Raw genomic sequence first — 25,762 nt, 5'->3', positions numbered from 1 at the left:
ACAAGGTGCAGACGCCCGAGGTTTAAAATGACGTGCTGGGGCCGTGCAAAAACACAGCCCCAGCTCTATTCAAAATCACTTAGACGCGGCGACGCTTTGGCGGGCGACAACCGTTGTGAGCGATTGGGGTCACGTCGCGGATCGACGTGATGTTGAAGCCCACTGCAGCCAACGCACGCAACGCAGATTCCCGACCAGAGCCAGGCCCCTGCACTTCGACTTCCAGCGTCTTGACGCCATGTTCCTGCGCCTTTTTCCCTGCATCTTCTGCAGCCATCTGGGCAGCATAAGGTGTCGACTTTCGCGAACCCTTGAACCCCATTGTGCCGGCAGACGACCACGAAATGGCGTTGCCTTGTACGTCCGAAATCAGGATCTTGGTGTTGTTGAACGTCGAGTTCACATGGGCAACGCCCGATGCGATGTTCTTACGCTCTTTACGCTTAACGCGTGTCTTATCACGTGCCATCGATCAAACCCTCCCTTATTTTTTCTTACCAGCGATGGCCTTTGCGGGGCCTTTGCGGGTACGGGCGTTGGTGTGGGTACGCTGACCGCGAACCGGCAGGTTACGGCGATGACGCAGACCGCGATAGCAGCCCAGATCCATCAGGCGCTTGACGTTCATTTGAACTTCTCGACGCAAGTCACCTTCAACAGTGTAGTTAGCGTCGATATGTTCACGGATGGCCAAAACTTCGGCGTCCGAGAGTTCGTTGACACGGCGAGCCGTGTCGATACCGACGGCTTCGCATATTGCGTTAGCCGAGGTGTTACCGATACCGGTGATATATGTGAGGGCGATAGGTACCCGCTTGGCAGTCGGGATGTTTACGCCGGCAATACGTGCCACGTGTCACTTTCCTTTTTGTTGCGGTTCCGTAACTCCAGAACCTTTTTTCACAACACTTGACCTTGGCAGTGAGGCCAGAGAGTCCAGCATTTGTACGAGGTAGTAGAGGCGCGCCAGACGAATCCCGCACGCGACGATGATTCCCTAAGGGATGTGGGTCGATATGGGCTTTTGATCGCGTCGTCAAGCCCATTTTCCAACCATAGATACACTAGGCGTCCAGAACCCCTGCAATTGCATCTTGAACTTGCGCAATCTCACCCAGACCATCGACCCTGGAGAGCTGACCTTTGGCATAATAATATCCAATCAGCGGTGAGGTTTTCTTGTAGTATTCCATAAGCCGGGTCTTTAGGCTCTGCTCGTTATCGTCAGCACGACGTTTGAAGTCGTTTTCCTTACCGCAATTCGTGCAACGTCCGTCGGCCGGGATGGGTTTGGTTTTGTCGTTGTAGACCTCACCGCAACCGCCACAGGTGGATCGCGCCGTGATACGCTCAACCAATGCAGCGTCGTCGACTTCCATTTCGATTACGGCACCCAGACTGTTGCCAGTACTTTCGAGCAATTCACCCAATGCATCTGCTTGCGCCAGTGTCCGGGGAAATCCATCGAAGATAAATCCGCCCGACGCGCCCTGATCCAGCTTTTCACGAATAAGCCCAATGACGATTTCATCAGTGACCAATTCTCCTTTGGCCATTACCTCCGCCACACGGTTGCCCATCTCTGTGCCGCTGTCTTTTGCTTCGCGAAGCATGTCGCCCGTGCTTAGCTGTACCATACCGCGCGTTTCAACCAGATGCCGCGCCTGCGTGCCTTTGCCCGCGCCCGGCGGGCCCAACAGAATGATATTCATCGCCGAGCGGGTCCCTTTCTGCCGCGTCTTTTGCTTTTACCGCGCAGCTGGGACTTTTCTATAAGACCTTCGTATTGATGCGCCAGCAAATGGCTCTGCACCTGTTGGATCGTGTCCATAGTCACAGAGACAATGATCAGAACCGACGTACCGCCGAAATAGAACGGAATGGCAAACTGACCTCGCAGAATTTCCGGTAGAAGACACACCGCCGCCAGATAGGCCGAACCCAGAACCAGAACGCGGTTGACCACATATTCAAGATATTCCGAAGTTTTCTTTCCTGGGCGAATACCGGGAACAAATCCATTCTGCTTTTTCAGGTTATCAGCCACATCGTCCGGCTTGAATGACACGTTGAACGTGTAGAAATAGGCAAAGAAGACTATCATCGTCGCAAAGAACAACAGATACAGCGGTTGACCCGGACCAAAGTTAGCCAACAGCCACGACATGAACGGCCCATTCGTGGCGCCGGATGAGAAGGTTGAGATAGTCACCGGCAAAAGAAGCAATGAACTTGCAAAGATCGCCGGGATTACACCTGCAGGGTTTACTTTGACCGGAAGGTGGCTCGAGCCGCCCTCGTACACTTTCATACCTGCCTGGCGACGGGGGTACTGGATGTGAATTTTGCGCAGCGCCCGTTCCATGAACACAACGAATGTAATCACTGCGATTACCATGATTATTACGCCGACGATTACCGCCGGACTGATCGCGCCGCTGCGACCGCTGGCAAAAAATTGCGCCAATGCCGCCGGAACTTCTGCAATGATTCCAACGAAGATGATCAGAGAGATACCATTACCTATACCGCGCGCCGTGATCTGCTCACCCAACCACATCAGGAACATTGTGCCGCCGACCAGTGTGATCATCGTAGAGAAACGGAAATACAGCCCAGGATCGGTGGCCAGATCGCCGGATTCCAGCGAGACAGCCAAACCGTAGGCTTGGACCGTAGCCAACGCTACGGTGCCAAAACGCGTGTATTGGTTGATTTTCTTGCGCCCTTGCTCGCCCTCTTTCTTGAGTTGTTCGAGGGCCGGAACCATAGAAGTCAGCAGTTGCACGATGATCGAAGCCGAAATGTAGGGCATAATACCAAGGGCAAAGATACCCATCCGCCCAAGCGCCCCGCCGGTAAACATCGAAACCATGCCGCCGATGCCCTGCCCCGCCTGCTCCATGAATTCGCGCAAAGCTTGCCCGTCAATGCCAGGTACCGGAATGAAGGTGCCAAGGCGGTAGACAATCAACAATCCCAGCGTGAACAGGATGCGGTTGCGCAGATCGGTGGCTTTGCCAAGGGCAGACCAGCTCGCGTTGGCTGCCATTTGTTCTGCTGCTGATACCATAAATCGGTCTCTCTTATGTAAACGCCGCCCGGAACCGTTTTCCGGCTCGGGCGGCGTCTTGGAAAACTCTGAAGTCTATGTAAGCGGCCCGGACGCCACTCACAAGCGCTTACTCTGCCGCAGCAGCTTTTGTGACTTTCAGTGAACCGCCCGCTTTTTCAACTGCCTCAACGGCAGATTTCGAAGCTCCGGTCACTTCCAGGTTCACCTTCGCGTTGATTTCACCCTTTGCCAGAACCCGGACACCGTCCAGTTTGCGGCGTACGAGCCCGGACTCAATCAGAACGTCTTCGGTAATTGCTGATTTGACGTCCAGTTTGCCAGCGTCGACAAATTTCTGGATCAGGCCCAAGTTGATTACAGCAAATTCCTTCCGGTTCGGCTTGTTGAAGCCACGCTTTGGCAGACGCTGATAAAGCGGCATCTGGCCGCCTTCATAACCATTGATGGCGACACCTGACCGGGATTTCTGGCCTTTGATACCACGGCCACCCATTTTACCTTTGCCGGAACCGGGACCACGGCCAACGCGGGTGCGTTTTGGTGTGGCGCCGGGATTGTCGCTCAATTCATGCAGTTTCATTTCGCTTCTCCTTGGCCGGATGTGACCCCCGAAGCGTGATGGGCCAAACACGGCATTTTTTGATTTTGATTCTCGCGGACACAATGCCACCGCAGCCCGATACAGCTTCGTGCCGTCTGTTGCAAGGTTTCTTGTAAATTTCAAACATTCAGCAACCATCTCGTGGTTGCCAAACCCGCAAATACCAGAGGCGCCACAGGGCGCCTCAGTTTCAGTTCCAAATTAAAGCGCTATACAGCTTCATTGTATTTACGAGAAATAAACCTGCTCGCGCGCGATGTCTGCTATGTCACACCTACGCAAACCAATGTCATCCAGTTCCCGGTTGGACAAGCGTTGGAGCTCGTTATAGGTGCGGTGGTACTCGATTGCCTTGGTGCGAGTTTCTTTCAAACCTTCGACAAACTTCGCAATTCGCGCACTCAGGTTGAAACCGCCATGTGCTAGTGCAGTTGTGTGTGCCATTTCTCTATTCCTTACTTTGACCAGGGCGTATTCCCCGGTGTTTTCTCTATGTGTTCCTTTGGGGACAAAGCTCAGATAGGTGCGGCAGGTAACGCTAACAACGATATTTTAGGTCTAGCCGATATGCATTGAGTGAATGGCAAATCAACAAAAGATATGATCGGCGATCGATTATGGATTGCGATTAGATTGGGTTGTTGCAGTTCGCCTGAGTCCTGTTATTCACTGCGTATTTGGTTTGGGTGTGCGATTTTGCGGCCGTAAAACTTCTGAAAGGGTTTGATTTGAAAATTCAGCGCGTTGTCAGTGACGCAAAGGGGCGCAGCGATGCCGTGTCCTTCAATGGACTTGCTTACGTTGTTGCCTATGACCCCAACGCCGCCAGCGGGATCGAAGCGCAAACTCGAAACAGCTTACAATTTCTTGACGCAAAACTCGCAGAAGTAAGAAGCAACAAAGAGGCGCTTCTACAAGCAACAGTGTACCTGAGCGACATGAAAATGAAGGCTGACATGGACGAAATTTGGTGTGAGTGGATTGGCGCGTCTAAAAATTGGCCGCAAAGAGCATGCGTCGGAGCCGACCTTGGTGACGATGTGACGCTGATAGAGATCGTGGTAATAGCAGTACAAAAGCCGGAAGCGCTCTAACACGCTGTTCTGGGTCTTTAACTTTTACAAGAAACCAAAACATTTAGCAGGCTTTATTTTAAACCGAAAAAGCGCCCCCGGCCGAACCGGAGGCGCTTTTTTGGAATTTCGTTTTTGAATCGATCAACCGCGTTCTTCGACGATCTCTACCAGATGTGGAATCTTGTTGATCATGCCGCGGACCGAAGGTGTATCTTCCAGCTCACGGGTCTTGTGCATCTTGTTCAGACCCAGACCGATCAGAGTTGCACGCTGTTCGGCGGGACGGCGGATCGGAGAACCGATTTGCTTGACGACGATGGTTTTTGCCATGGGTCGCTCTCCTTACGCTTCAGCTTCAGCAGCAGGTGCTTCGGCCGCCGGGGTATCTTCCCGCTTGGGCAGAATGTCAGCAACCTTTTTGCCACGACGCGCAGCAACCGAACGCGGGCTCTGCTCTTTTTGCAGACCGTTAATGGTTGCGCGGATCATATTGTACGGGTTTTGCGACCCCAGCGACTTGGAAACAACGTCCTTGACGCCCAGCATTTCGAACACAGCACGCATCGGACCACCTGCGATGATGCCGGTTCCTTCAGGTGCGGTGCGCATAACCACTTTACCGGCGCCATGACGACCTTCGATATCGTGGTGCAAAGTCCGACCTTCGCGCAGTTGCACACGGATCATCTGACGCTTGGCCTGCTCAGTGGCCTTGCGGATGGCTTCAGGTACTTCTTTCGCTTTCCCTTTGCCAAAGCCGACACGACCTTTCTGATCGCCGACCACCACCAGAGCGGCGAAGCCAAAGCGCTTACCACCTTTTACGGTTTTAGACACACGGTTGATTGCGACCAGTCGATCGGCAAATTCCGGTGCTTCTTCACGGTCGCGGCCTCGGCCCCGACGGTTTTCACGTTCTGCCATCTGGCATCCCTTTTCTCTAGAGGCGCATCAGCGCTGTTTTATTCAATCCAAGTGAGCCCCGACTGCTGCCGAAGCCCCCGGATCATCGGGGCGGATCGAAACCCGCCCGCAAGTCTTAGATCTTCAGACCACCTTCACGCGCAGCGTCGGCGACAGCCTTCACTTTGCCGTGGAACAGGAAGCCACCACGGTCGAAATAGGCTTCTTCGACGCCTGCTTTCTTGGCGCGCTCGGCGATCGCTGCGCCCACTTTGGCGGCCGCTTCGACGTTGTTCTTGCCAACAACACCCAGATCTTTTTCCAGGGTCGAGGCGGAGGCTAGCGTCACGCCACGTACGTCGTCGATCAACTGAACGGAGATGTTCTTGTTTGACCGATGCACAGACAGACGCGGCCGACCCGCGTTGACTTTGCGAAGTTTGTTCCGAACGCGCAGGCGGCGCTTCAGAAACAGGGTTCTTTTGCTGTTTGCCATTGTTTGCGTCCTTACTTCTTTTTGCCTTCCTTGCGGAAGATGAACTCGCCCTTATAGCGGATGCCCTTGCCTTTATACGGCTCGGGGCGGCGCCAATCGCGGATTTTTGCGGCAACTTCACCAACTTGTTGTTGGTCGATACCTTCGACAACAATCTCGGTTTGCTTCGGTGCCGTAATGGTCACGCCGTCCGGAGCAACGAAATCAACGTCGTGGCTGTAGCCAAGGTTCAGCTTCAAGGTATTGCCTTGCATCTGCGCCCGGTAACCAACACCCTGAATCTCAAGTTCCTTCTTGAAGCCGTTGGTCACGCCTTCAACAAGATTTGCGACCATAGTGCGGCTCATGCCCCACTGTTGGCGCGCGCGCTTGGACATGCCGCGCGGATCGATTTTGACCACGTTGTCTTCAACTGACAGCGTTACATCGTCGGTGGCGGTGAAGCTGCGGGAGCCTTTCGGGCCCTTCACTTCGATGGTCTGGCCGGACACAGTGGCGGTAACACCGCTGGGTAACTCGACCGGTTTTTTACCAATACGAGACATTGCAGACCTCCTTAGAAGACGGTGCAGAGCACTTCGCCGCCAACATTGTTGGAGCGAGCGTTTGCGTCCGACATCACACCTTTCGGAGTGCTGACAATCGACACGCCCAGACCCTGACGGACCTGCGGGATGTCATTGACGCCCATGTAAACACGGCGACCGGGCTTGGAAACCCGCTTCAGTTCGCGAATGACAGGGGTGCCTTCGTAGTATTTCAGGCTGATTTCGATGGCTGGATGACCGTTTTCACCGGTCGTCTTTTCATAGCCACGGATATAACCTTCGTCCGCCAGCACGTCCAATACCCAACCGCGCAGCTTTGAAGCCGGGGTAGAAACAGTGGACTTTCCGCGCATTTGCGCATTGCGGATACGGGTGAGCATATCGCCGATAGGATCGTTCATATCTATGTCTCCCTTACCAGCTCGATTTCACCATGCCGGGGATCTGACCAGCAGAACCCAGCTCGCGCAGCGCGATACGGCTGACCTTAAGCTTACGGTAATAAGCGTGGGGACGACCGGTCAGCTGACAGCGGTTGTGCAGACGGGTAGCCGAGCTGTTGCGCGGCAGTTTCGCCAGTTTCAGACGCGCTTTGAAACGCTCTTCCATCGGCTTGCTCTCGTCATTAGCGATTTCTTTCAGCTCGGCACGCTTTGCGGCGTATTTGGCCACCAGGCGTTCGCGCTTTTTCTCGCGTTCGATCATTGCTTTCTTAGCCATGTCTCAATCCTCCCGGCGCTTATGCGTTGAACGGCATGTTGAAATGCTTCAACAGTGCCTTTGCTTCAGCGTCGGTTTTCGCTGTGGTGGCAATTACGATATCCAGGCCCCAGACCTCGTCGACTTTGTCGAAGTCGATTTCAGGGAAAACGATGTGCTCTTTCATGCCCATGGCAAAGTTGCCTCGACCATCGAAAGAAGGCTTAACACCGCGGAAGTCACGAACACGCGGCATCGCGATGGTAATTAGACGATCCAGGAACTCGTACATCCGGTCGCCGCGCAGGGTAACCTTGGCACCCAGCGGCATATCTTCGCGGACGCGGAAACCCGCGATCGACTTTTTCGCCTTGGTGGATACAGCTTGCTGGCCAGCAATCGCCGTCAAGTCTTCGACCGCAGCTTTCGCTTTTTTCGAGTCTTTGACGGCTTCAGCACCACAACCGATGTTCAGAACAATTTTTTCCAGCTTGGGAAGCTGCATGTCGTTCTTGTAACCGAACTCTTCTTTCAAAGCAGGACGGATGGTTTCGGCATACTGAGTTTTCAAGCGCGGGGTGTAGTTTGCGGTGTCAAGCATCGATTACATCTCCCGTTGTCTTAGCAAAACGAACCTTCTTTTCGCCTTCCATGCGGAAACCGACGCGGGTTGCTTTACCGTTCTTGTCCAGCAGCGCCAGGTTCGACAAGTCGATCGGCAAAGCCTTGGGAAGGCGGCCACCTTGGCTGTTCTGCGTCTGGCGTGTGTGGCGAATGGCAATGTTGATACCGTCGACAACGGCCTTACCGGCCTTTGGGTCAACAGAGGTTATGGTTCCCTCTTTGCCCTTGTCCTTACCGGCCAACACGACAACTTTGTCGCCTTTGCGGAGTTTAGCAGCCATGATTACAGCACCTCCGGGGCAAGCGAGATGATTTTCATGAAGTTCTTGCCACGCAATTCACGAACAACGGGGCCAAAGATACGGGTACCGATCGGCTCGTTGTTGTTGTTCAGGATGACGGCGGCGTTGCGATCAAAACGGATCGCAGTACCGTCTTCGCGACGGACTTCTTTAGCGGTGCGTACGACGACGGCCTTGCGGACGTCACCTTTCTTTACGCGACCGCGTGGGATGGCTTCCTTCACCGAGACGACGATAACGTCACCAACGGAAGCGTATTTACGCTTGGAACCACCCAGGACCTTGATGCACTGAACTCGGCGTGCGCCAGAGTTGTCAGCGACATCCAGATTGGTCTGCATCTGGATCATGTGGTTTCTCCCGACCTGTGGGGGCTGGTCTAGTTAGTTCCCCCAGGGTTTCGACAAATGGAAAAGCTCCGGACGCCCTAGGCTTCCAGAACCTCCCAACGTTTCGTCTTCGATTTCGGCGCGCATTCGATAATGCGGACTGTATCGCCGACTTTGAAGGCGTTCTTTTCATCGTGAGCCCTATATTTTTTGGACTTACGAATGGTTTTCTTCAGAACCGGATGCGTAAAGCGGCGCTCGACTGATACGGTTACGGTCTGTTCATTGGCGTCGCTGGTCACGGTGCCTTGCAGAATACGCTTGGGCATCTGATTACTCCTCGGATGCCGCAGCAGCGGCCTTTTCGTTCAGAATGGTTTTGACACGGGCAGCATTGCGGCGGGCCGCTTTGATACCGGCTGTGTTTTCCAGCTGACCGGTTGCCTGTTGAAAGCGCAGGTTAAAGCTTTCTTTCTTCAGGTTGGCCAGTTCCTCGCGGAGCTGGTCCGGGGTCTTGTCACGCAGTTCTTGGGCGTTCATCGCCTTTTTCCTTTGCTCAAAACACCAGAAGGCCCCCTTACAGGGTCACCTTTGACCTGGTGGATGAATGATAGACATACGAATCGCCCGACAACGCCGGGAGACCGCAGGATGCCGCCGTATAAGGGTTTGGGGTGAGTGTGGCAAGGGAAAGTTTCAGCCTTTTGCTTCGATGGGCTTTCCCGCCCATCGAAGACAATTAAACTTAGACTACGATTTCCAAGGGATCGAGATAAAGCTCACCTTCAAACTCTATCGCGATCGAGTCGAATTCGTTCTTTGACGCCAGCTCTGTTTCAAATCTGACAGGGCCTTCGAAAATGACCCTGTCGCATGCGTCAGGAAGGGTCGCAATCAATTCGACAAGCCTGGTTTTCCCCGTAATTCCAAAAGGTCCTTTGTCATCAAAGGTGAACTCGTAATTTAAGCATGGCGCTGTAACATTTACGATCGCAATCAAACTGGGAGGTTGAGGCGGTTGCGCGTTTATCCATGCTGAAACTGAATTTATTTCGATGCCAGACCCGGGCGGGGGTAAGGCTGTGTCCGCCGCAGAAGCAATAATGTCGTTTGAAAAGCTCACTATTCTTTTAGAGCCCGTTGCTACCACGTCACCATCGACTGTCACAAATGCAAGGACGGTGGTTTTGCCAATCGTTAGCGGCAGCCATCTTACTTTGAAGGTCAAAACTTGAGGGGCTTGAATACAGGGACCATCCGTCGATTTTATCGCCAATGTGATCGGCTCAACTTCCGGAAGGGTATATTGATCCGGAGGTGCCCCAGCAGATGCTCCGACCTTTACATAGCACCCGGTAGGTACGACTACTGTTGCCTCGACATCATACGACTTTAGGTTTGGGTTAATCTTGATCGACAATTGTGGCTTAAAAAATTCCATTCCAATTCTCCGTAATAAACACATAAAAAGTGCATACAGATTATCACGAAACTGTTTCGAGAAAAGCTCTCGTTTAAATTGCAAGACTGGGTGACAGAGAAAATGCGCAGTGCGACCTTCTAAAGGCGCGCTTATTCCCACTTATAATTAAAGCTCACGGAAATCCGCTCTTCTTCGGCCATGTTCATCGGCACCTCGTGGCGCAGCCAGCTTTCCCACAGCAGAACTTCACCCACCTGCGGCTGCATGTAGATGAACGGCCGCAAGTCCCGCCGCGCGCCCTTCAGACGAGTCGGCGCGGCCATCATGCGGCCCGAGCGGGGGTCTTCCAGTTTCAAAGCACTCGTTCCTTCGGGCATCGCCACATAGGTCGTGCCTGAAATCACGCTGTGCGGATGAATGTGGCTGGAATGCATTCCGCCTTCGGGCAGGATGTTGATCCACAAATCCTCAAGCTTTAACTTTCCTTCGCCCAGATCAAACTCCAAATCCTTGGCGAATGCGGCGACGTGCCGGTCCAGTGACGCAACCAGATCTGTGAAGATCGGAAACCGCCAAGGCAAATCCGTCAGAGACGCATAACTTGTATATCCGGGATAACCGTTCTTCTCGCACCATTCTTGCCCGGCCTCGTCATCCTCAGCGATGACAAGACAGGAACTTTCCAACTCTTCCTTGTCGATCTTGGGGTCGAATTCAGACAAAGCTGCGCGATAGAGACGGGTAACGAAGAGTGATTCAATTTGTGCCATGAGCCGGGCATAACCCAGCCCCTTCACCAACGCCAGTCAATGTAGCTGCGTTTACGTGTTTATGGGCCCTTTACCGCAGCGTGGAATAGGTCGCCCACCATCGGCGTAGGCTAAGCAAAGCACGATCTCGTCAGGTTTTGGCGCATCAGGTATGTTCAAAGTCATTGTGTCAAAATGATCGAACGACCAAGGGTTGTCCTTATGACCAAGCGGCAGGTCGATTTCACATCCCGGTGCACCAAGCTTGGCATTAGAAGGAATTACTGCCTCACCCCCGCCGGCCGCTGCGCGCATCGGAGCACCAAGCCTGGGATGTATCACTGCCCCACCCTGTTCGAGGTCACCATTGATGCCCACAATCGCGGCCTTTCCGTATGAGACCGGATCACCGTTTAGTTGCCTTATTGCTTCTGCGGCAAGATCTTTACCAAGGGCACCACCAATCTCAAAAAGCTCTGATAAGTCCTCCGAGAATTTCCCAGATAACGGGTTTTGAAAAACAGCCATGGCAGCCACGCGGTAGATTGGCGGGCAGGGCTGGCCCAATTGGTCCGCCGTAACGACTTCTTTGAGAAAAACCTTTTTGCGCAGCTGAAACATTGAAACCTCTCACATTGCTGCTTGGCAGCCTAAGCGTGCGCCAGTTGTTCGTCGATCCCATTCGCAGCCCGGTCGCAGAGTTCGGGCGAAAAAGAAAACCCCCGCCGACTCTCCGACGGGGGTCATCAAATTTCAAGCGGGGTTGCCGCCAATTACTTACCAGTCTTCGCGAACCACAACGCGAGTCTTGATCGGCAACTTCATCGCCGCAAGACGCAGTGCCTCACGAGCGATGTCGTCGTTGACACCGTCGATCTCGAACATCACGCGACCCGGCTTGACTTTGCAAGCCCAGCGATCGACCGAACCCTTACCTTTACCCATACGAACTTCGATCGGCTTTGCCGTAACCGGAGTGTCGGGGAAGATACGGATCCAAACGCGACCTTGACGTTTCATATGACGGGTCATGGCACGACGCGCAGCTTCGATCTGACGCGCAGTCACACGTTCAGGCTGCAATGCTTTAAGTCCATAGGTGCCAAAGTTCAGATCAGAGCCACCTTTGGCTTCGCCCTTGATCCGGCCTTTGTGCATCTTGCGGAATTTTGTACGCTTTGGTTGAAGCATCTCAAATCCTCCTTAACGACGGCCGCCTGCACCGCGAGGCGCCGGACCATCCTGGAGTTCCTGTGCTTTACGGTCACGTGCCTGCGGATCGTGCTCCATGATCTCACCTTTGAAGATCCAGACCTTGATCCCAATGATCCCATACGGTGTCATCGCTTCGGCATGTGCGTAATCGATATCTGCACGCAGAGTGTGCAGAGGAACGCGGCCTTCCCGGTACCACTCGGTCCGCGCAATTTCGGCACCGCCCAGACGGCCAGCAACGTTGACGCGAATACCGAGTGCGCCCATGCGCATGGCGTTCTGAACCGACCGCTTCATCGCGCGGCGGAACGAAACGCGGCGCTCAAGTTGCTGAGCGATAGACTCTGCAACAAGTTGCGCATCAAGCTCGGGCTTGCGCACCTCGACGATGTTCAGGTGAAGTTCGCTGTCAGTCATGCGGGCAAGCTTTTTGCGCAGAACTTCGATGTCTGCACCTTTCTTGCCGATTATGACGCCCGGACGCGCTGTATGGATCGTTACGCGGCACTTTTTGTGCGGACGTTCGATGATCACACGGGCAACACCGGCCTGCTTACACTCTTTCTGAATGAACTCACGGATTTTGATGTCTTCCAGCAGAAGATCTCCGTAGTCCTTGGTATCTGCGTACCAACGGCTGTCCCAGGTGCGGTTCACCTGAAGGCGCATGCCGACCGGATTGACTTTATGTCCCATTAGGCTTGCTCCTCAACTTGACGCACCTTGATGGTGATCTCCGAGAACGGCTTCAGGATTTTCCCAAAGCGGCCACGGGCACGCGGGCGACCACGCTTCATGACCAAATTCTTGCCAACCCAGGCCTCGGCAACGATCAGCTCATCTACGTCCAGGTTGTGATTGTTCTCGGCGTTGGCGATTGCGGACTGAAGGCATTTCTTCACATCCTGTGCGACGCGCTTGTTCGAGAAGGTTAGATCGGTCAAAGCCTTCTCAACTTTCTTGCCGCGGATCATCTGCGCAACCAGGTTCAGTTTCTGCGGACTGGTGCGAAGCATGCGGGTTTTCGCCATTGCTTCGTTTTCAGCCACGCGGCGGGGGTTCTTTTCCTTGCCCATGACTTACTTCCGCTTCGCTTTTTTGTCTGCGGCGTGACCGTAATAGGTCCGGGTCGGCGAGTATTCACCGAACTTCTGACCGATCATGTCTTCCGAGACGTTTACGGGAATATGTTTATGGCCGTTGTACACACCAAAGGTCAGACCCACGAACTGGGGCAAAATGGTGGAACGACGCGACCAAATTTTGATGACTTCGTTACGGCCCGACTCGCGCGCTGCTTCGGCTTTTTTCAGCACGTAAGCATCGACGAAAGGGCCCTTCCAAACAGAGCGAGACATAGTTTAACGTCCCTTCTTCTTGGCGTGCCGCGAGCGGATAATCAGCTTCTGGGACGCTTTGTTCTTGTTACGGGTACGCTTACCCTTGGTATCCTTACCCCATGGTGTAACCGGTGTACGGCCACCCGAAGTACGACCTTCACCACCACCGTGCGGGTGATCGATCGGGTTCATCGCAACACCACGAACCGACGGACGAACGCCCTTGTGGCGCATGCGACCGGCTTTACCGAGGTTTTGGTTGCTGTTGTCGGGGTTGGATACGGCACCGATAGTGGCCATGCATTCCTGACGGACCATGCGAAGCTCGCCCGAGCTCAGACGGATCTGAGCGTAGCCGCCATCGCGACCAACAAACTGGGCGTACGTACCCGCCGCGCGCGCGATCTGACCGCCTTTGCCAGGCTTCATCTCGATGTTGTGGACAATTGTACCGATTGGCATGCCCGAGAACGGCATTGCGTTGCCCGGCTTGATGTCCGCCTTTGTCGACGAGATGACCTTGTCACCCACCGCCAAACGCTGCGGAGCCAGGATATACGCCTGCTCGCCGTCTTCGTATTTTACCAGTGCGATGAATGCGGTCCGGTTCGGGTCGTATTCGATCCGCTCGACGGTCGCCGCGACATCCATTTTGTTCCGTTTAAAGTCAACGATCCGGTAGAGACGCTTTGCGCCACCGCCGCGGCGGCGTGAAGTGATCCGTCCGGTGTTGTTCCGGCCGCCCGATTTGGTCAAACCCTCTGTGAGAGACTTGACCGGACGTCCTTTCCAAAGCTCCGAACGGTCGATCAGCACCAGCCCGCGCTGGCCCGGCGTCGTCGGCTTGTACGACTTGAGTGCCATGCTTTCTGTCTTCCGTTTAGCAAGTGCGAGGGATTTCCCCGCTATGTGACAGGCGCCCGCCAGTCTGTTTCCTTTGGAAACACATCACCCGAGCGCCAAGGGTATAGGGCCCCGAAGGTCCCCGATTACAAATATCAGAGGCCCCGGAACGAATCCGAGGCCGCAAGATTGGGAGCATGTAACAGGGTTGGGGGTGGGTGTCTATAGGGATGGATGCTTCAACTCCAATAATTCTTAGCGAGTTTTCAACCACTAATTTGCTACTCTTTTAGTCGCCAATAGCTAACTCCCCCCCAGTTTATCGATTCAATTGTGAAACGATCATCTGGCGGCGTCCCCTTTTTCAGAAGATCAAAAATATCTCCAAGAACCGCGCGACTCGTCCCGACATATCCATGCTGGGCATCACCAAGGTCCAAGTTGTTCACGAGAACTGTGTCCAAACCGCTCATCACAAAGGTCGGAGGAGTAATACCCACCCTCGGAAAACTGTGTAGCCAACCTGAGAGCTTCAAAGCCTTATCTCTGTCTGAAATGTAGGAAGTCGCCCTTTTCGCTCCAAGGACCGCTGGCTTTCCCAAATTCGGCATGAGTGCTGTGTCAACATCAGCGGCAGCCAAAATCACCTGATCGACAGCGCCGAGTACACTCTTTCGATCAATTGAAAGTACTTCCAGAGCGCCCAAGAGGCAGCGACAGCCCATGCTATGCGCAACAAGATTCACACCCGGCCCAACCCCTGATGTAACGAACTTTTCTATGAAGTCCGCCAGGAAATACTTACTCGCCTCCACTGCAGCTTCATCTGTTTTGTACCTTAAGAATTTTCCCTTGGATGGCCAACTGAACAGCCCAACACCTTGACCTATTCCCAGATCGTAACCGATTTGAGCCGCACGAAGCACTGCATTTTCAAACGTGTTATTGTATCCGTGGACAAAGATTGTTGGCTTTTGTTTGATCTTCATTTTGTTCGCGCCAGTTCGCACAAACTCAAAAAACAGTTCCTCGTTTAGTGAAATAAGGTGCGACATACGCAGCCTGTCATCTTGCAAATTTAGCAATCTACGAAATATCGAAGAACCCAGTGACCCTACTCTGTGTCCTTCGGGCACTATAACCTCACAGACACCAAAACGAAGTTCATCGTCATGTTCTCCAGAGAAGTCCGAGAGAACTCCACGCTCAAAGATAGGCTGCCTGTTAGTTCCGAAGAACACATCATATTTGTTTTTGGCGGTTCGCTTGTCCTCTTTGAATTGGCCAGATTGCTTTTCTGATGAGTAAGAAGCTGATCGTTCACTCAACGCAGCGCGATAGGCTGCTCTTGACGTAAAAACGCTATTTAAATTGACGGCTAGCCGCTCTGATTGGACAGAAGTCAATTCGACCGCGATAAACACGGCACCACGAGCAGACGACGATGAAAAGTCTACACCCGTTAAATCAGCGTCCTCAAACCTTGCTTCATCAAACAAAGAACTGTTTGCGCGTGCGCCCAATAGTTTCGAGCCCCTAAAGCTCGCGCTGGAGAAATTCGAAAGGCTCAAATTGGCCTCTGTCATATTCGCGCCGTCAAACTTTGCCCGCGCAAAGTTGAGGTCGGATAAATCAGCGCCAATAAGATCTGAACCTGAAAGATCTATTCGCTCAAAAAACCTAGACGTCTTAGGTGCGTCGCGAAAGTCAGGTGGCAGAAGATCGAAGAACCGTATTCCTGAAAGGTCAGGTGCAAACTTTACGCGCTTTCGACGATAGTTCCAGTTCGCTACTCCCTCCTTAAGCCAACTTACATGCCATTCGTTTGCCATTTTATCCTTTAAACTTAATGAATTCTCAAACTCCCGCTATAATTGAATCCACCGATCAACCTGTCAACAGAGACCCGAGCGGACAACGATTTGGCGACAAAAAAACCCCCGCTTGCGCGGGGGCCTTTATCTCTCTCCAAAGACGGGTTCGATCAGAGACCGGTGCTCACGTCGATGGTGTTACCCTCTTCCAGGGTCACATATGCTTTCTTGACGTCTTTCCGACGACCCAACTGGCCGCGGAACCGCTTTACCTTGCCTTTGGTCACGGTGGTGTTCACCGCTTTGACCTTCACACCAAACAGTGCCTCAACGGCCTCTTTGATCTGCGGCTTGTTGCTGTCGATCGCCACTTCAAAGACAACCGCGCCGTTTTCGGACGCCATGGTCGACTTTTCGGTGATGACCGGCTTGCGGATCACGTCGTAGTGTTCTGCCTTCGCGCTCATTTCAGACGAGCCTCCAGTGCTTCGACAGCCGCTTTGGTGAGCACCAGAGTGTCACGCTTGAGGATGTCATAAACGTTTGCACCCATCGACGGCAGGATATCCAGACCTTCGATGTTGCGCGACGCCTTAAGGAAACCTTCGTTCACGGTCGCCCCGTCGATGACCAAGGCGCGCTTCCAGCCCAGGTTTGCAACCTGTTTGGCCAGAGCAGCGGTCTTGCCTTCCGCTTCGGCGTTCTCGATCACAACCAGTTCACCTGCTTTGGCTTTGGCCGACAGAGCGTGGCGCAGGCCAAGCTTGCGGAACTTCTTCGGCAGGTCGTGTCCGTGCGAACGAGGGGTCGGGCCCTTGTAAATACCACCCTTGCGGAAAATCGGCGCGTTACGGTCACCATGGCGTGCGCCACCCGTGCCCTTCTGGCGATAGATCTTCTTGGTCGAGTAGCTGGTTTCCGAGCGGGTCTTTACCTTGTGGGTGCCAGCCTGCGCGTTATTGCGCTGCCAACGGACCACTCGGTGCAGGATGTCCGCGCGCGGTTCGAGACCGAACAGCTCTGCATCCAGCTCGATGTTGCCGGCCTTTTTGCCGTCCAGTTTGATTACATCAAGTTTCATGCTTCACCACCTTCCGCGGGAACTTCTTCCGCAGGTGCTTCGGTCGCCTCAGTCGCAGCCGATTTAACAGCAGCCGGGAAAGGCAGGCCTTCCGGTGCTTTCTTTTTGACCGCGTCCTTGACGGTGACCCAGCCCGATTTCGGTCCGGGAACAGCGCCTTTGATAAAGACCAGGTTCCGGTCGGCATCAGTTTTGACGACTTCCAGGTTCTGGGTGGTTACACGGGCAGCACCCATGTGACCGGCCATCTTCTTGCCCTTGAACACCTTGCCCGGGTCCTGACACTGACCGGTCGAACCGTGCGAGCGGTGGCTGATCGAAACACCGTGCGAGGCGCGCAGACCACCGAAGTTCCAACGCTTCATCGCACCAGCAAAGCCTTTACCGATGGATGTACCCGAAACGTCAACCTTCTGACCTTCAAGGAAGTGTTCTGCCGAAATCTCGGCACCCACATCAATCAGGCCATCTTCGGAGACACGGAACTCAGCCAGCTTACGCTTGGGTTCAACCTTTGCAGCGGCGTAATGACCGCGCATGGCCTTTGAGGTGCGTTTTGCTTTGGCAGCACCCGCACCCAGCTGGACAGCGGTGTAGCCGTCTTTGTCAGTGGTACGCTGTGCAACGACCTGCAGGTTGTCCAGGTGAAGAACGGTCACAGGGATCTGCTTTCCGTCTTCCATGAACAGGCGGGTCATGCCAACTTTTTTTGCGATAATACCAGAGCGCATAATCTATACCCTCCGATCTTACGACTGCAGCTTGATCTCGACATCCACACCAGCAGCCAGGTCGAGCTTCATCAGAGCGTCCACGGTCTGGGGAGTCGGATCAACGATGTCAAGCAGGCGCTTGTGCGTGCGGATCTCGAACTGATCGCGTGATTTCTTATCAACGTGAGGGCCACGGAGAACCGTGAACTTCTCAATCTTGTTCGGCAGCGGGATTGGGCCGCGCACGTTCGCGCCGGTCCGCTTGGCAGTGTTGACGATCTCTTGCGTGCTGGCATCCAGAACGCGATAGTCAAATGCCTTCAGCCGAATACGGATGTTTTGGCTTTGCATAGATACAGCCTTTTATCAGGCGTTGGAGTTGAGAGGAGGACAGACGCGCATCGCCAACCCTCATCGAACCCAAAAGGCGGGAATCACCCCGCCTTGACGTTCTTGTTGAGAACTCGCGCGTATTAGTGGGGTTGGTGCGGTTTGGCAAGAGGGAATTGAAGCCTGCTTATACAGTCAACTGCGCTTCGGTCCTATTCCGTATGCAAGGGTATAACCGGCGAGATCACCTTTTTTCTGCTTTTCAGAGCAACTGCCCCCCGCCAGTAGGTAGAGTCAACTTACTCTATGATTTTTTGCACAACGCCCGCACCGACGGTGCGGCCGCCTTCGCGGATCGCAAAGCGCAGATCGTTTGCTATCGCGATCTAGGTATTTAGCTCAATGCCGAACAACAAGTTGTTAACAGGCACTCGACCTTATCAATTGCTCAAGCGTCCGTAACAACACTCCCCGCCTAGTTCCGCGCAAGCCAGGGGTCTTCTACCTGCATACCCTGATAAATCGCATGAAGGAAAACATGGGCTAGGACCGGGTCATTCGAAAATGGTGAGAAATGCAAGTTTCCTTCCCGAACGCCTTCTTCGGCCTTATATACGACTTCGTCGCCTTTTACGGTTACCAGAACCTGCAGCTCTGACAGATTTTCCGGTTCTACAGCGGTTGGATCATCTGACAGGATTACGAAATCCGCGACTTTGCCAATTTCGATAGAACCCTTTTCCTTTTCTTCAAAGTGCTGCCAAGCGGGCCAGATTGTCATGGCTTTCAAGGCCGTCATAACGTCCACCCTTTGGTGAGGTCCCAGTATATCGCCCGAACGCGTTCTGCGGGTCACCGTCGCCGCCAGCACGCGCATACTGTCCGGAAGCGCGACGGGCGCGTCGTGGTGGGTGCCAAACATCATGTCTCTCTGACGAATCCAACCAGATGGCGAGATGTTTTCGGCGTTCACCGGGCCGACAGTATGATCTCGATGCCAATCCCCCCAATAGAAAGTGTGCATAGGAAAGATCGAAGGAAATACACCCAGTCGCTTGTAACTTTCGACTTGGTCCTCTCTTAAGAATTGACCGTGAACCAAAACGGGTCGGTTGCCGGGGTCACCGAACTTCATCTGGGCAACTTCCAAGGCAGCGATCAGCATATCTGAAGCCCCTTCTCCGTTCGAGTGCACCAGAATCTGAAACCCGTTTTCAAAACACCAGTTTACGGCATCCTGCAGCTGGTCCATTGATATGGCCGCATAACCGGCATATCCGGCCGGGTACGAGCCGACGGGGTCATAATAAGGACGATCACGCAAAGCGGTAAAGCCTTGAGGTGATCCATCAATCGTCAGCTTGCATCCTCCGACCCGCACGCGATCGTCATAAGTTTGCGAGACATTGGCACCAATGAATTCACGCGATTCCAAAACATCGGGAAAGGCCACAACATCAATGGGAAGCCCCTCAGTCGACGCAACTTTTCTCAGAGCTTCGACAATTTGACCCGACGATCTGCCTTCTTGTCCGGTCGTATAGCCATATCTTGCCCAAAGCTTGCTGCCCGCCTGCGCGAACGCAACCAACCCTTCTTCACCAAGGTTGCCTAACAATGGCACAAGCACGGAAAAGAAAGCGTATTCCTCTAACACACCGTTTGGCTCTCCGTCTGCATCCCGCTGAATAACCCCGCCAGGTGGTGCTTCAGACGAAGACGTTATCCCTGCAATTTCCAACGCCCTTGAATTCGCGACTCCCAAGTGACCAGATTGATGAATAATTATGACAGGCAGATCTTCTGAAACCGCGTCTAAATCTTGTCGTGTCGGGTGGCGCAGCTCTTTTAACTGTGCGTTGTCGTAACCAAATCCAACAATCATTTTGGTGCTCTCAACGGCTTTGGCATTTTCGGCGGCCCATTCAGTGAGAGTGGATTGCAGGCTGGAGATGTCCGTGACCTTTCCATCCGGGGGTGCAAGCAAATTTGCCGAAAGAGCCTGCAGCCCCCCCATGACAACATGCCCGTGGCTATCAACAAAACCCGGCAGCATCGTGCGCCCTTCGAGATCAAAGAGTTCGGTTCCGTCGCCCTGGTACGCGGCGATTTCGTCCTGCGCGCCAACCGCCAGTATGCGCCCGTCCCTAACCGCTACTGCCTCTACAGTTGGTCGCTCGTCGTCTATTGTGAGGATCGGCCCACCAGAATAGATGCGGTCCGCAACCTGTTGGGAAACCACCGGTGTTGATGCAATAAATAATGATGCGAAAAGACTGAGTGAAAGCGAAGAAAAGTTCATCAACTGATCTCTTTCCTGTTGCGTTAACTAATGGCAATAAGGTTAACACCTCCGCCTGATTTGTTGAAATTGAAAAAAAGGGCGCCTTGGAGGGCGCCCTTTCTGTCTGGTCGTTCGTTAAAACGAATTATTCAATAATCTTCGACACAACGCCGGCGCCGACGGTGCGGCCGCCTTCGCGGATGGCGAAACGCAGGCCGTCTTCCATCGCAATCGGCGCAATCAGCTCGACCGTGAAGCCGACGTTGTCGCCTGGCATAACCATCTCGGTGCCAGCGGCCAGCGTCACGGTGCCGGTCACGTCAGTCGTACGGAAGTAGAACTGCGGACGGTAGTTCGCGAAGAACGGCGTGTGACGACCGCCTTCTTCCTTGGTCAGGATGTAGGCTTCGGCTTCGAACTTGGTGTGCGGGGTCACAGAGCCCGGCTTACACAGAACCTGGCCACGCTCAACGCCGTCACGGTCAATACCACGCAGCAGCGCGCCAATGTTGTCGCCTGCCTCGCCGCGGTCCAGCAGCTTGCGGAACATTTCAACACCGGTGCAGGTGGTCTTGCTGGTGTCGCGGATACCGACGATTTCGATCTCGTCGCCAACGTTGATAACGCCACGCTCAACACGACCGGTCACAACCGTACCACGACCCGAGATCGAGAAAACGTCTTCGATCGGCATCAGGAACGGCTGGTCAACCGCGCGCTCGGGGGTCGGGATATATTCATCCACAGCCGCCATCAGCTCTTTGATCTTCTCTTCGCCGATTTCCGGGTCACGCCCTTCCATCGCGGCCAAAGCCGAACCGGCAATGATCGGAATGTCGTCGCCCGGGAATTCATACGAAGACAGCAGCTCGCGGATTTCCATCTCCACCAGCTCCAGCAGCTCTTCGTCGTCAACCTGGTCAACTTTGTTCATGAACACGACCAGCGCTGGAACGCCAACCTGACGCGCCAGCAGGATGTGCTCACGCGTTTGCGGCATCGGTCCGTCAGCCGCGTTCACAACCAGGATCGCGCCGTCCATCTGGGCCGCACCGGTGATCATGTTCTTGACATAGTCGGCGTGGCCAGGGCAGTCGACGTGGGCATAGTGACGCGCGTCCGTCTCATATTCAACGTGGGCAGTCGAAATGGTGATGCCACGCGCCTTCTCTTCAGGCGCTCCGTCAATCTGGTCATACGCCTTGAAATCACCAAAATACTTCGTGATCGCTGCCGTCAGCGTCGTCTTGCCGTGGTCAACGTGACCAACCGTGCCAATGTTGACATGCGGTTTCGTACGCTCAAACTTTTCCTTTGCCATTCCTCAGGCGCCCTTTTGCAATTTGGGGGACCCTTGGTCCCGTGGTTACATCTGCGCGCGCGGGATATTTGGTTCAAAAGGGAAAATCAAGCACATCCTGACCGAAATGCGCCTGTCACGCAGGATTTAGCGTAACCTGCCCGGGTTCCAGTCGCTGAATTAGGTCCGGACGTTTGTCAAACCAACCATTGTCCTTGTGCTCCTCGGCCAGCCATTCTTCGACGCGATCCGCAACCTTGAGGGCAAGGCCGCTCATTTGTTCCTCTCTCGTGCGCGAATGACCGGACCCGGCAAGTGCGCTTTCGCCGGTGGTGTCTTCCAGCACCTGGAACTGCTTGGCCTTGGCGATAAACTCTTTCTTCCCAACGTCATAAACGTTCACCAACACAATCGCCGTACTTTTCGGGTTGTAAATCACTGGGATTCCCGGCGGCGCCAGCATGTAACCTTCCAGACTAATACCAATGTCGTACTCTTGAGCCCCTTCATAGCGTCCAAGGCGAATATCTACCGCATTTTGAATGGCATCTTCCCATTCCTTGGGGGTTGCATCGCGGGAAACAGGTCCTTGTTTTGCTTTTTCAGCATAAGCGTAGTTCACGCGTAGTTTGAATTCGCCCAAAGATTCAGGTGCTTCATAGACTTGGGTTTGGGAACATGCACTCAGAAGAGCCAGTCCGGTAATCAAGGTTAGAATGCGCAACATTTTCTCGTCTCGATCTGCCTGTATCACGTGGATGTAGCTCATCGATGCGACTTGTGCCAAGCCGTATCAGCAAAATTTCACCTTACCCGTGACATGATCACGAAAATTTATAACTCCGAGGGAACCCGTAGGGTGGCTTTTTCCCTACTCCCGCGCGTTTACCAAGCCACTGGCCCATATCTGCTTCGTGTCGTGTTTTTTCGCCACCCATAGACCATTTCAAGCCCTCGTCCCAGTTAAAGGTGGTAATGTCTGATAACCCACCATCCAGTTCCAGAGTGCCCTGACGACCTCGGGCCATGTTGTACTTCTGCAGGCGCACGCCTTTACCGCGTGTCATCTCTGGCAGCTCGGCGGTTGGGAAAACCAAGAATTTGCCGTTCTGCGACACTACTGCGACGTGATCTCCCGCGACAGGTGTGCAGACCATCGCAGTCTCACTGTCTTTGACGTTCAACACCTGTTTGCCATTTCGGGTTTGGGCCAAAACATCGTCCTCGGGCACCATGAAGCCGTTGCCCGAGTCTGACGCGACCAGCAATTTGCGCCCCGGCGTATGTATCAGGATATCGATGATCTGCGCCTCGTTTGGCAGATCCACCATCAGGCGCAGCGGTTCGCCCATACCACGCCCACCGGGAAGATTGGCGGCGCTGACCGTGTAGAAACGCCCATTCGAAGCAAAAACCAAAAGTCGATCGGTGGTTTCAGCATGGAAAATAAATCGCGGTCCGTCGCCATCCTTGAATTTTAGCTCGCGCGACAAGTCGATGTGGCCCGTCATCGCGCGTATCCAGCCCATTTGCGAACAGACGACCGTTATTGGCTCCTTGTCGATCATCGCCTCAAGGGGTACTTCCTCTACCTCGCCGGCTTCTGCAAAACGAGTGCGGCGGGCACCACCTTCATAGTCCTTACCAAAGGTTTTCTTTGTTTCCCTCAACTGTTCGGCGATTTTGGCCCACTGCAAACCCGGATCGGCGAGCAAATCTTCGAGATTGGCGCGTTCTTCCATCAGTGCGTCGCGCTCGCGGATTAACTCCATCTCTTCGAGTCGGCGCAAACTGCGCAGACGCATGTTTAGAATAGCGTCGACCTGAACTTCGGACAGTTCGCCTTCACCGGGCGCTGGCGAGACATAGTCGGCCTCGCTGGTCGCCCGAACATGGTCAATGCCCCAATTTTCGCGCATTAGCGCGGCTTTGGGGTCGTCATCGTACCGGATGATGTCAATTACGCGATCAAGGTTCAGGAAGGCGACGATAAAGCCCTCCAAAACCTCAAGCCGATGATCGATCTTGCCAAGCCGGTGACGCGAACGACGCTGCAACACCTCTTGCCTGTGATCCAGGAATGCCCGCAACACTTCCTTCATCGAGCAGACCTTTGGGGTCACACCGTCGATCAGAACATTCATGTTCAGGCTGAACCGCACTTCCAGATCCGAGTTGCGGTAAAGCATTCCCATCAACACCTCTGGATCCACGTTCTTTGATCGCGGCTCCAAGATCAGTCGAATGTCATCGGCGGATTCATCGCGAACATCGGCCAGTATGGGGACTTTCTTGGTTTGGATCAGCTCAGCGATCTTTTCAATCAGCTTGGATTTCTGAACTTGATACGGAATTTCGGTGACTATGATTTGCCATTGGCCACGGCCCAGATCTTCTACTTCGAATTTGCAGCGCAGCCGAAATGACCCGCGTCCGGTTCGATAGGCTTGTGCAATGCTTTCTGGCGGTTCGACTATTACGCCGCCGGTTGGGAAATCTGGACCCGGCACGTAGTTGAGCAACGTGTCATCGCGTGCATCCGGCGTCTTTATCAGGTGCAAGCATGCATCGCACAATTCGGCAATATTATGTGGCGGGATATTCGTTGCCATGCCCACGGCGATGCCACTTGCGCCATTGGCCAAAAGGTTAGGAAACTGCGCAGGCAGAACTACAGGTTCGGTCAGCGTACCGTCATAGTTGTCTCGGAAATCGACCGCGTCTTCATTCAAGCCTTCCAGCAAAGCTTCGGCTACGATGGTCATCCGCGCCTCGGTGTACCGAGAGGCTGCAGGGTTATCGCCGTCGATATTGCCAAAATTTCCCTGCCCGTCCACCAGCGGGTAGCGAACGTTAAAGTCCTGCGCCAGTCGCGCCATTGCATCATAAATAGCGGCGTCGCCATGAGGGTGATAGTTACCCATCACGTCACCGGATATTTTGGCAGACTTGCGGAAGCCCCCGGTCGCGCTGAGTCGAAGCTCGCGCATCGCATAGAGGATTCGCCTGTGAACAGGCTTCAGACCGTCTCGCGCGTCCGGCAACGCCCGGTGCATAATCGTGCTAAGCGCATATGTCAGGTAACGTTCACCGATGGCGCGGCGCAGCGGCTCGGCTACCTCGCCCCCGTTATCAGGGGCCTCCATATTGGGGTCGTCAATCGTATCATTCATAGATGATGTGATACGCCCCAAAAGCGCCGCGGTAAAGCAAGCAACACATATTTTAGCTGAGGTAAGTCGCGCTTTTTGCAACAGGGGGGACGCAAGCCCCGGTTTTTCCCCGTTTTTCGACTCGGCGCACTAAATATGTTAGGTTGTCTGAGATTAGACCGCTGCCAAAATTCTTTGTTGCGATTACCGGGGGAAGCGCCATGACGCGCCTTATTACTGTTACTTTTGCCGTTCTTGGGTGGACCTTCTACGTTGCAAGCGGAGGACCCGATTTTGAACCCCGCGGGGAACGCGGAACCCAGCCTGAACGCGTTGCATCCGTTTCGGAAGTAGCACCAAAACCTGTGCCACAAGCCCAAGAGCTTGTTACCAAGGTGACCGTGCGTGCCGTACCCGACGAAGTGGAGCTGAAACCAAAGGTTGCACCTAAACCCAAGATTGTGTCGGAAGAGGTAGTCGAATTTATTGAAGAACCTGAAGCTCAGCCATTGATAGGCTTTTCCACATTTAACAATCAGGGGGCAAACCTGACACTGGCGTCATTGGAAGAAGGCGCCGCTGGGCTGCAACAAATTTCCACTGATGCGCAAAGCGCTGTCACACCTACAACCTCTGTACTGACTGAACCTGAACAGGACATTCGTGAGATTTCCGGCACACGCGTGAATCTACGCGACGGGCCGGGAACGATCTACCCTGTGATCGGTAAAGCGACGTTGGGCCAAAGAGTCGAGGTTATCAGCGAGTCCGGGACCGGCTGGCTGCGCCTGCGTTTGCTGCCCCAGCAACAGATGGGTTGGGTTTCCGCATCACTGGTCCGCAAACCCAATAATTGACTCACAG

General features: G+C 54.0%; 36 protein-coding genes and 1 pseudogene. 2 read left to right on the top strand and 35 right to left on the bottom strand.

Features of this window, described 5'->3' with window-relative positions; translation table 11 throughout:
• Nucleotides 1-79 precede the first annotated feature (79 nt).
• From rpsK to GOV45_RS10060, 6 genes are all read right to left on the bottom strand, one after another.
• Entirely contained in the window at nt 80-469 is a 390-nt protein-coding gene (rpsK, locus tag GOV45_RS10085; protein ID WP_008757289.1) for a 30S ribosomal protein S11, read from the bottom strand.
• A 15-nt stretch (nt 470-484) separates the two neighbouring features.
• Nucleotides 485-853, bottom strand: a complete 369-nt coding sequence (gene rpsM / locus GOV45_RS10080) for a 30S ribosomal protein S13 (protein WP_170476973.1) — start codon at nt 851-853, stop codon at nt 485-487.
• A 211-nt stretch (nt 854-1,064) separates the two neighbouring features.
• On the bottom strand, nt 1,065-1,712 hold the full coding sequence (locus GOV45_RS10075) for an adenylate kinase (protein ID WP_170476971.1): 648 nt from the start codon (nt 1,710-1,712) through the stop codon (nt 1,065-1,067).
• A complete protein-coding gene (gene secY, locus GOV45_RS10070; protein WP_170476970.1) occupies nt 1,709-3,073 on the bottom strand; it encodes a preprotein translocase subunit SecY in 1,365 nt (454 codons plus the stop codon). The genes GOV45_RS10075 and secY overlap by 4 nt, the downstream gene beginning before the upstream one ends.
• 109 nt (nt 3,074-3,182) lie before the next feature.
• The gene (rplO, locus tag GOV45_RS10065; protein WP_170476968.1) at nt 3,183-3,656 is read right to left on the bottom strand and encodes a 50S ribosomal protein L15; all 474 of its coding nucleotides are present in this window, start codon (nt 3,654-3,656) and stop codon (nt 3,183-3,185) included.
• Nucleotides 3,657-3,905: 249 nt separating this feature from the next.
• Nucleotides 3,906-4,121 (bottom strand): DUF1127 domain-containing protein, encoded by a 216-nt coding sequence (locus tag GOV45_RS10060; protein WP_170476967.1) that lies wholly within the window; start codon nt 4,119-4,121, stop codon nt 3,906-3,908.
• A gap of 284 nt (nt 4,122-4,405) precedes the next feature.
• Between GOV45_RS10060 and GOV45_RS10055 the strand changes: the two genes are divergently transcribed.
• Nucleotides 4,406-4,771: a RidA family protein gene (locus GOV45_RS10055; protein ID WP_170476965.1), complete on the top strand. Its 366-nt coding sequence runs from the start codon at nt 4,406-4,408 to the stop codon at nt 4,769-4,771.
• 123 nt (nt 4,772-4,894) lie between these two features.
• On the opposite strand, the gene rpmD is transcribed toward GOV45_RS10055, so the two are convergent.
• From rpmD to GOV45_RS09910, 29 genes and pseudogenes are all read right to left on the bottom strand, one after another.
• Nucleotides 4,895-5,083, bottom strand: a complete 189-nt coding sequence (gene rpmD, locus GOV45_RS10050; protein ID WP_005621828.1) for a 50S ribosomal protein L30 — start codon at nt 5,081-5,083, stop codon at nt 4,895-4,897.
• Between the two features lie 12 nt (nt 5,084-5,095).
• Nucleotides 5,096-5,677 (bottom strand): 30S ribosomal protein S5, encoded by a 582-nt coding sequence (gene rpsE / locus GOV45_RS10045; RefSeq protein ID WP_170476963.1) that lies wholly within the window; start codon nt 5,675-5,677, stop codon nt 5,096-5,098.
• Nucleotides 5,678-5,792: 115 nt separating this feature from the next.
• On the bottom strand, nt 5,793-6,152 hold the full coding sequence (gene rplR, locus GOV45_RS10040) for a 50S ribosomal protein L18 (protein WP_170476961.1): 360 nt from the start codon (nt 6,150-6,152) through the stop codon (nt 5,793-5,795).
• 11 nt (nt 6,153-6,163) lie between these two features.
• A complete protein-coding gene (gene rplF, locus GOV45_RS10035) occupies nt 6,164-6,697 on the bottom strand; it encodes a 50S ribosomal protein L6 (protein WP_170476959.1) in 534 nt (177 codons plus the stop codon).
• Nucleotides 6,698-6,708: 11 nt separating this feature from the next.
• Complete coding sequence (gene rpsH, locus GOV45_RS10030; RefSeq protein ID WP_068340741.1) at nt 6,709-7,101, bottom strand: 30S ribosomal protein S8; 393 nt, start codon at nt 7,099-7,101, stop codon at nt 6,709-6,711.
• Between the two features lie 13 nt (nt 7,102-7,114).
• Nucleotides 7,115-7,420 carry a 30S ribosomal protein S14 gene (gene rpsN, locus GOV45_RS10025; RefSeq protein ID WP_010437098.1) on the bottom strand — a complete coding sequence of 102 codons (306 nt, stop codon included), beginning with the start codon at nt 7,418-7,420 and terminating at the stop codon, nt 7,115-7,117.
• A 19-nt stretch (nt 7,421-7,439) separates the two neighbouring features.
• Nucleotides 7,440-8,000, bottom strand: a complete 561-nt coding sequence (gene rplE, locus GOV45_RS10020; RefSeq protein WP_170476958.1) for a 50S ribosomal protein L5 — start codon at nt 7,998-8,000, stop codon at nt 7,440-7,442.
• Nucleotides 7,993-8,304: a 50S ribosomal protein L24 gene (gene rplX, locus GOV45_RS10015; RefSeq protein ID WP_170476956.1), complete on the bottom strand. Its 312-nt coding sequence runs from the start codon at nt 8,302-8,304 to the stop codon at nt 7,993-7,995. Before rplX ends, rplE begins: the two co-directional genes overlap by 8 nt.
• Nucleotides 8,305-8,306: 2 nt before the next feature.
• Nucleotides 8,307-8,675 (bottom strand): 50S ribosomal protein L14, encoded by a 369-nt coding sequence (gene rplN, locus GOV45_RS10010; protein ID WP_068340767.1) that lies wholly within the window; start codon nt 8,673-8,675, stop codon nt 8,307-8,309.
• 77 nt (nt 8,676-8,752) lie between these two features.
• On the bottom strand, nt 8,753-8,983 hold the full coding sequence (rpsQ, locus tag GOV45_RS10005) for a 30S ribosomal protein S17 (protein WP_068340771.1): 231 nt from the start codon (nt 8,981-8,983) through the stop codon (nt 8,753-8,755).
• 4 nt (nt 8,984-8,987) lie between these two features.
• Complete coding sequence (gene rpmC / locus GOV45_RS10000) at nt 8,988-9,194, bottom strand: 50S ribosomal protein L29 (protein WP_010437082.1); 207 nt, start codon at nt 9,192-9,194, stop codon at nt 8,988-8,990.
• A gap of 205 nt (nt 9,195-9,399) precedes the next feature.
• Nucleotides 9,400-10,095, bottom strand: a complete 696-nt coding sequence (locus GOV45_RS09995) for a hypothetical protein (protein ID WP_170476954.1) — start codon at nt 10,093-10,095, stop codon at nt 9,400-9,402.
• A gap of 131 nt (nt 10,096-10,226) precedes the next feature.
• The gene (locus GOV45_RS09990; protein WP_170476952.1) at nt 10,227-10,847 is read right to left on the bottom strand and encodes a 2OG-Fe(II) oxygenase family protein; all 621 of its coding nucleotides are present in this window, start codon (nt 10,845-10,847) and stop codon (nt 10,227-10,229) included.
• A gap of 51 nt (nt 10,848-10,898) precedes the next feature.
• Entirely contained in the window at nt 10,899-11,447 is a 549-nt protein-coding gene (locus tag GOV45_RS09985) for an amino acid synthesis family protein (protein ID WP_170476950.1), read from the bottom strand.
• Between the two features lie 156 nt (nt 11,448-11,603).
• On the bottom strand, nt 11,604-12,017 hold the full coding sequence (rplP, locus tag GOV45_RS09980) for a 50S ribosomal protein L16 (protein ID WP_170476948.1): 414 nt from the start codon (nt 12,015-12,017) through the stop codon (nt 11,604-11,606).
• Nucleotides 12,018-12,029: 12 nt separating this feature from the next.
• Nucleotides 12,030-12,737: a 30S ribosomal protein S3 gene (gene rpsC, locus GOV45_RS09975; RefSeq protein WP_170476946.1), complete on the bottom strand. Its 708-nt coding sequence runs from the start codon at nt 12,735-12,737 to the stop codon at nt 12,030-12,032.
• Nucleotides 12,737-13,117, bottom strand: coding sequence for a 50S ribosomal protein L22 (gene rplV, locus GOV45_RS09970; RefSeq protein WP_008756532.1), 381 nt, complete (start codon nt 13,115-13,117; stop codon nt 12,737-12,739). The genes rpsC and rplV overlap by 1 nt, the downstream gene beginning before the upstream one ends.
• Before the next feature lie 3 nt (nt 13,118-13,120).
• Nucleotides 13,121-13,399 (bottom strand): 30S ribosomal protein S19, encoded by a 279-nt coding sequence (gene rpsS, locus GOV45_RS09965; protein ID WP_010437056.1) that lies wholly within the window; start codon nt 13,397-13,399, stop codon nt 13,121-13,123.
• A gap of 3 nt (nt 13,400-13,402) precedes the next feature.
• Nucleotides 13,403-14,245: a 50S ribosomal protein L2 gene (gene rplB / locus GOV45_RS09960; RefSeq protein WP_170476944.1), complete on the bottom strand. Its 843-nt coding sequence runs from the start codon at nt 14,243-14,245 to the stop codon at nt 13,403-13,405.
• Nucleotides 14,246-14,505: 260 nt separating this feature from the next.
• Complete coding sequence (locus GOV45_RS09955) at nt 14,506-16,056, bottom strand: alpha/beta hydrolase (RefSeq protein ID WP_170476942.1); 1,551 nt, start codon at nt 16,054-16,056, stop codon at nt 14,506-14,508.
• Between the two features lie 152 nt (nt 16,057-16,208).
• Nucleotides 16,209-16,505: a 50S ribosomal protein L23 gene (locus tag GOV45_RS09950; protein WP_010437040.1), complete on the bottom strand. Its 297-nt coding sequence runs from the start codon at nt 16,503-16,505 to the stop codon at nt 16,209-16,211.
• The gene (gene rplD, locus GOV45_RS09945; protein WP_170476941.1) at nt 16,502-17,119 is read right to left on the bottom strand and encodes a 50S ribosomal protein L4; all 618 of its coding nucleotides are present in this window, start codon (nt 17,117-17,119) and stop codon (nt 16,502-16,504) included. Before rplD ends, GOV45_RS09950 begins: the two co-directional genes overlap by 4 nt.
• The gene (gene rplC / locus GOV45_RS09940; RefSeq protein WP_170476939.1) at nt 17,116-17,850 is read right to left on the bottom strand and encodes a 50S ribosomal protein L3; all 735 of its coding nucleotides are present in this window, start codon (nt 17,848-17,850) and stop codon (nt 17,116-17,118) included. The genes rplD and rplC overlap by 4 nt, the downstream gene beginning before the upstream one ends.
• Before the next feature lie 18 nt (nt 17,851-17,868).
• Nucleotides 17,869-18,183 (bottom strand): 30S ribosomal protein S10, encoded by a 315-nt coding sequence (gene rpsJ / locus GOV45_RS09935; protein ID WP_008756422.1) that lies wholly within the window; start codon nt 18,181-18,183, stop codon nt 17,869-17,871.
• Between the two features lie 278 nt (nt 18,184-18,461).
• A pseudogene (gene tuf / locus GOV45_RS09930) lies at nt 18,462-18,593 on the bottom strand (elongation factor Tu); the annotation flags it as partial.
• Nucleotides 18,594-18,637: 44 nt separating this feature from the next.
• Nucleotides 18,638-20,464, bottom strand: coding sequence for an amidohydrolase (locus GOV45_RS09925; RefSeq protein WP_170476937.1), 1,827 nt, complete (start codon nt 20,462-20,464; stop codon nt 18,638-18,640).
• A 127-nt stretch (nt 20,465-20,591) separates the two neighbouring features.
• Nucleotides 20,592-21,767: an elongation factor Tu gene (gene tuf, locus GOV45_RS09920; RefSeq protein ID WP_170476935.1), complete on the bottom strand. Its 1,176-nt coding sequence runs from the start codon at nt 21,765-21,767 to the stop codon at nt 20,592-20,594.
• 115 nt (nt 21,768-21,882) lie between these two features.
• Nucleotides 21,883-22,515: a hypothetical protein gene (locus tag GOV45_RS09915; RefSeq protein WP_254442635.1), complete on the bottom strand. Its 633-nt coding sequence runs from the start codon at nt 22,513-22,515 to the stop codon at nt 21,883-21,885.
• Between the two features lie 55 nt (nt 22,516-22,570).
• Complete coding sequence (locus GOV45_RS09910; RefSeq protein WP_170476933.1) at nt 22,571-24,919, bottom strand: DNA topoisomerase IV subunit A; 2,349 nt, start codon at nt 24,917-24,919, stop codon at nt 22,571-22,573.
• A gap of 200 nt (nt 24,920-25,119) precedes the next feature.
• On the opposite strand from GOV45_RS09910, the gene GOV45_RS09905 reads away from it, so the two are divergent.
• The gene (locus GOV45_RS09905) at nt 25,120-25,755 is read left to right on the top strand and encodes an SH3 domain-containing protein (protein ID WP_170476931.1); all 636 of its coding nucleotides are present in this window, start codon (nt 25,120-25,122) and stop codon (nt 25,753-25,755) included.
• Nucleotides 25,756-25,762: the final 7 nt, after the last annotated feature.

Origin of the sequence: Ruegeria arenilitoris, from assembly GCF_013035425.1 — a bacterium.
GTDB classification, from domain to species: domain Bacteria; phylum Pseudomonadota; class Alphaproteobacteria; order Rhodobacterales; family Rhodobacteraceae; genus Ruegeria; species Ruegeria arenilitoris_A.
This window is presented reverse-complemented; position numbering and strand designations above follow the sequence as displayed.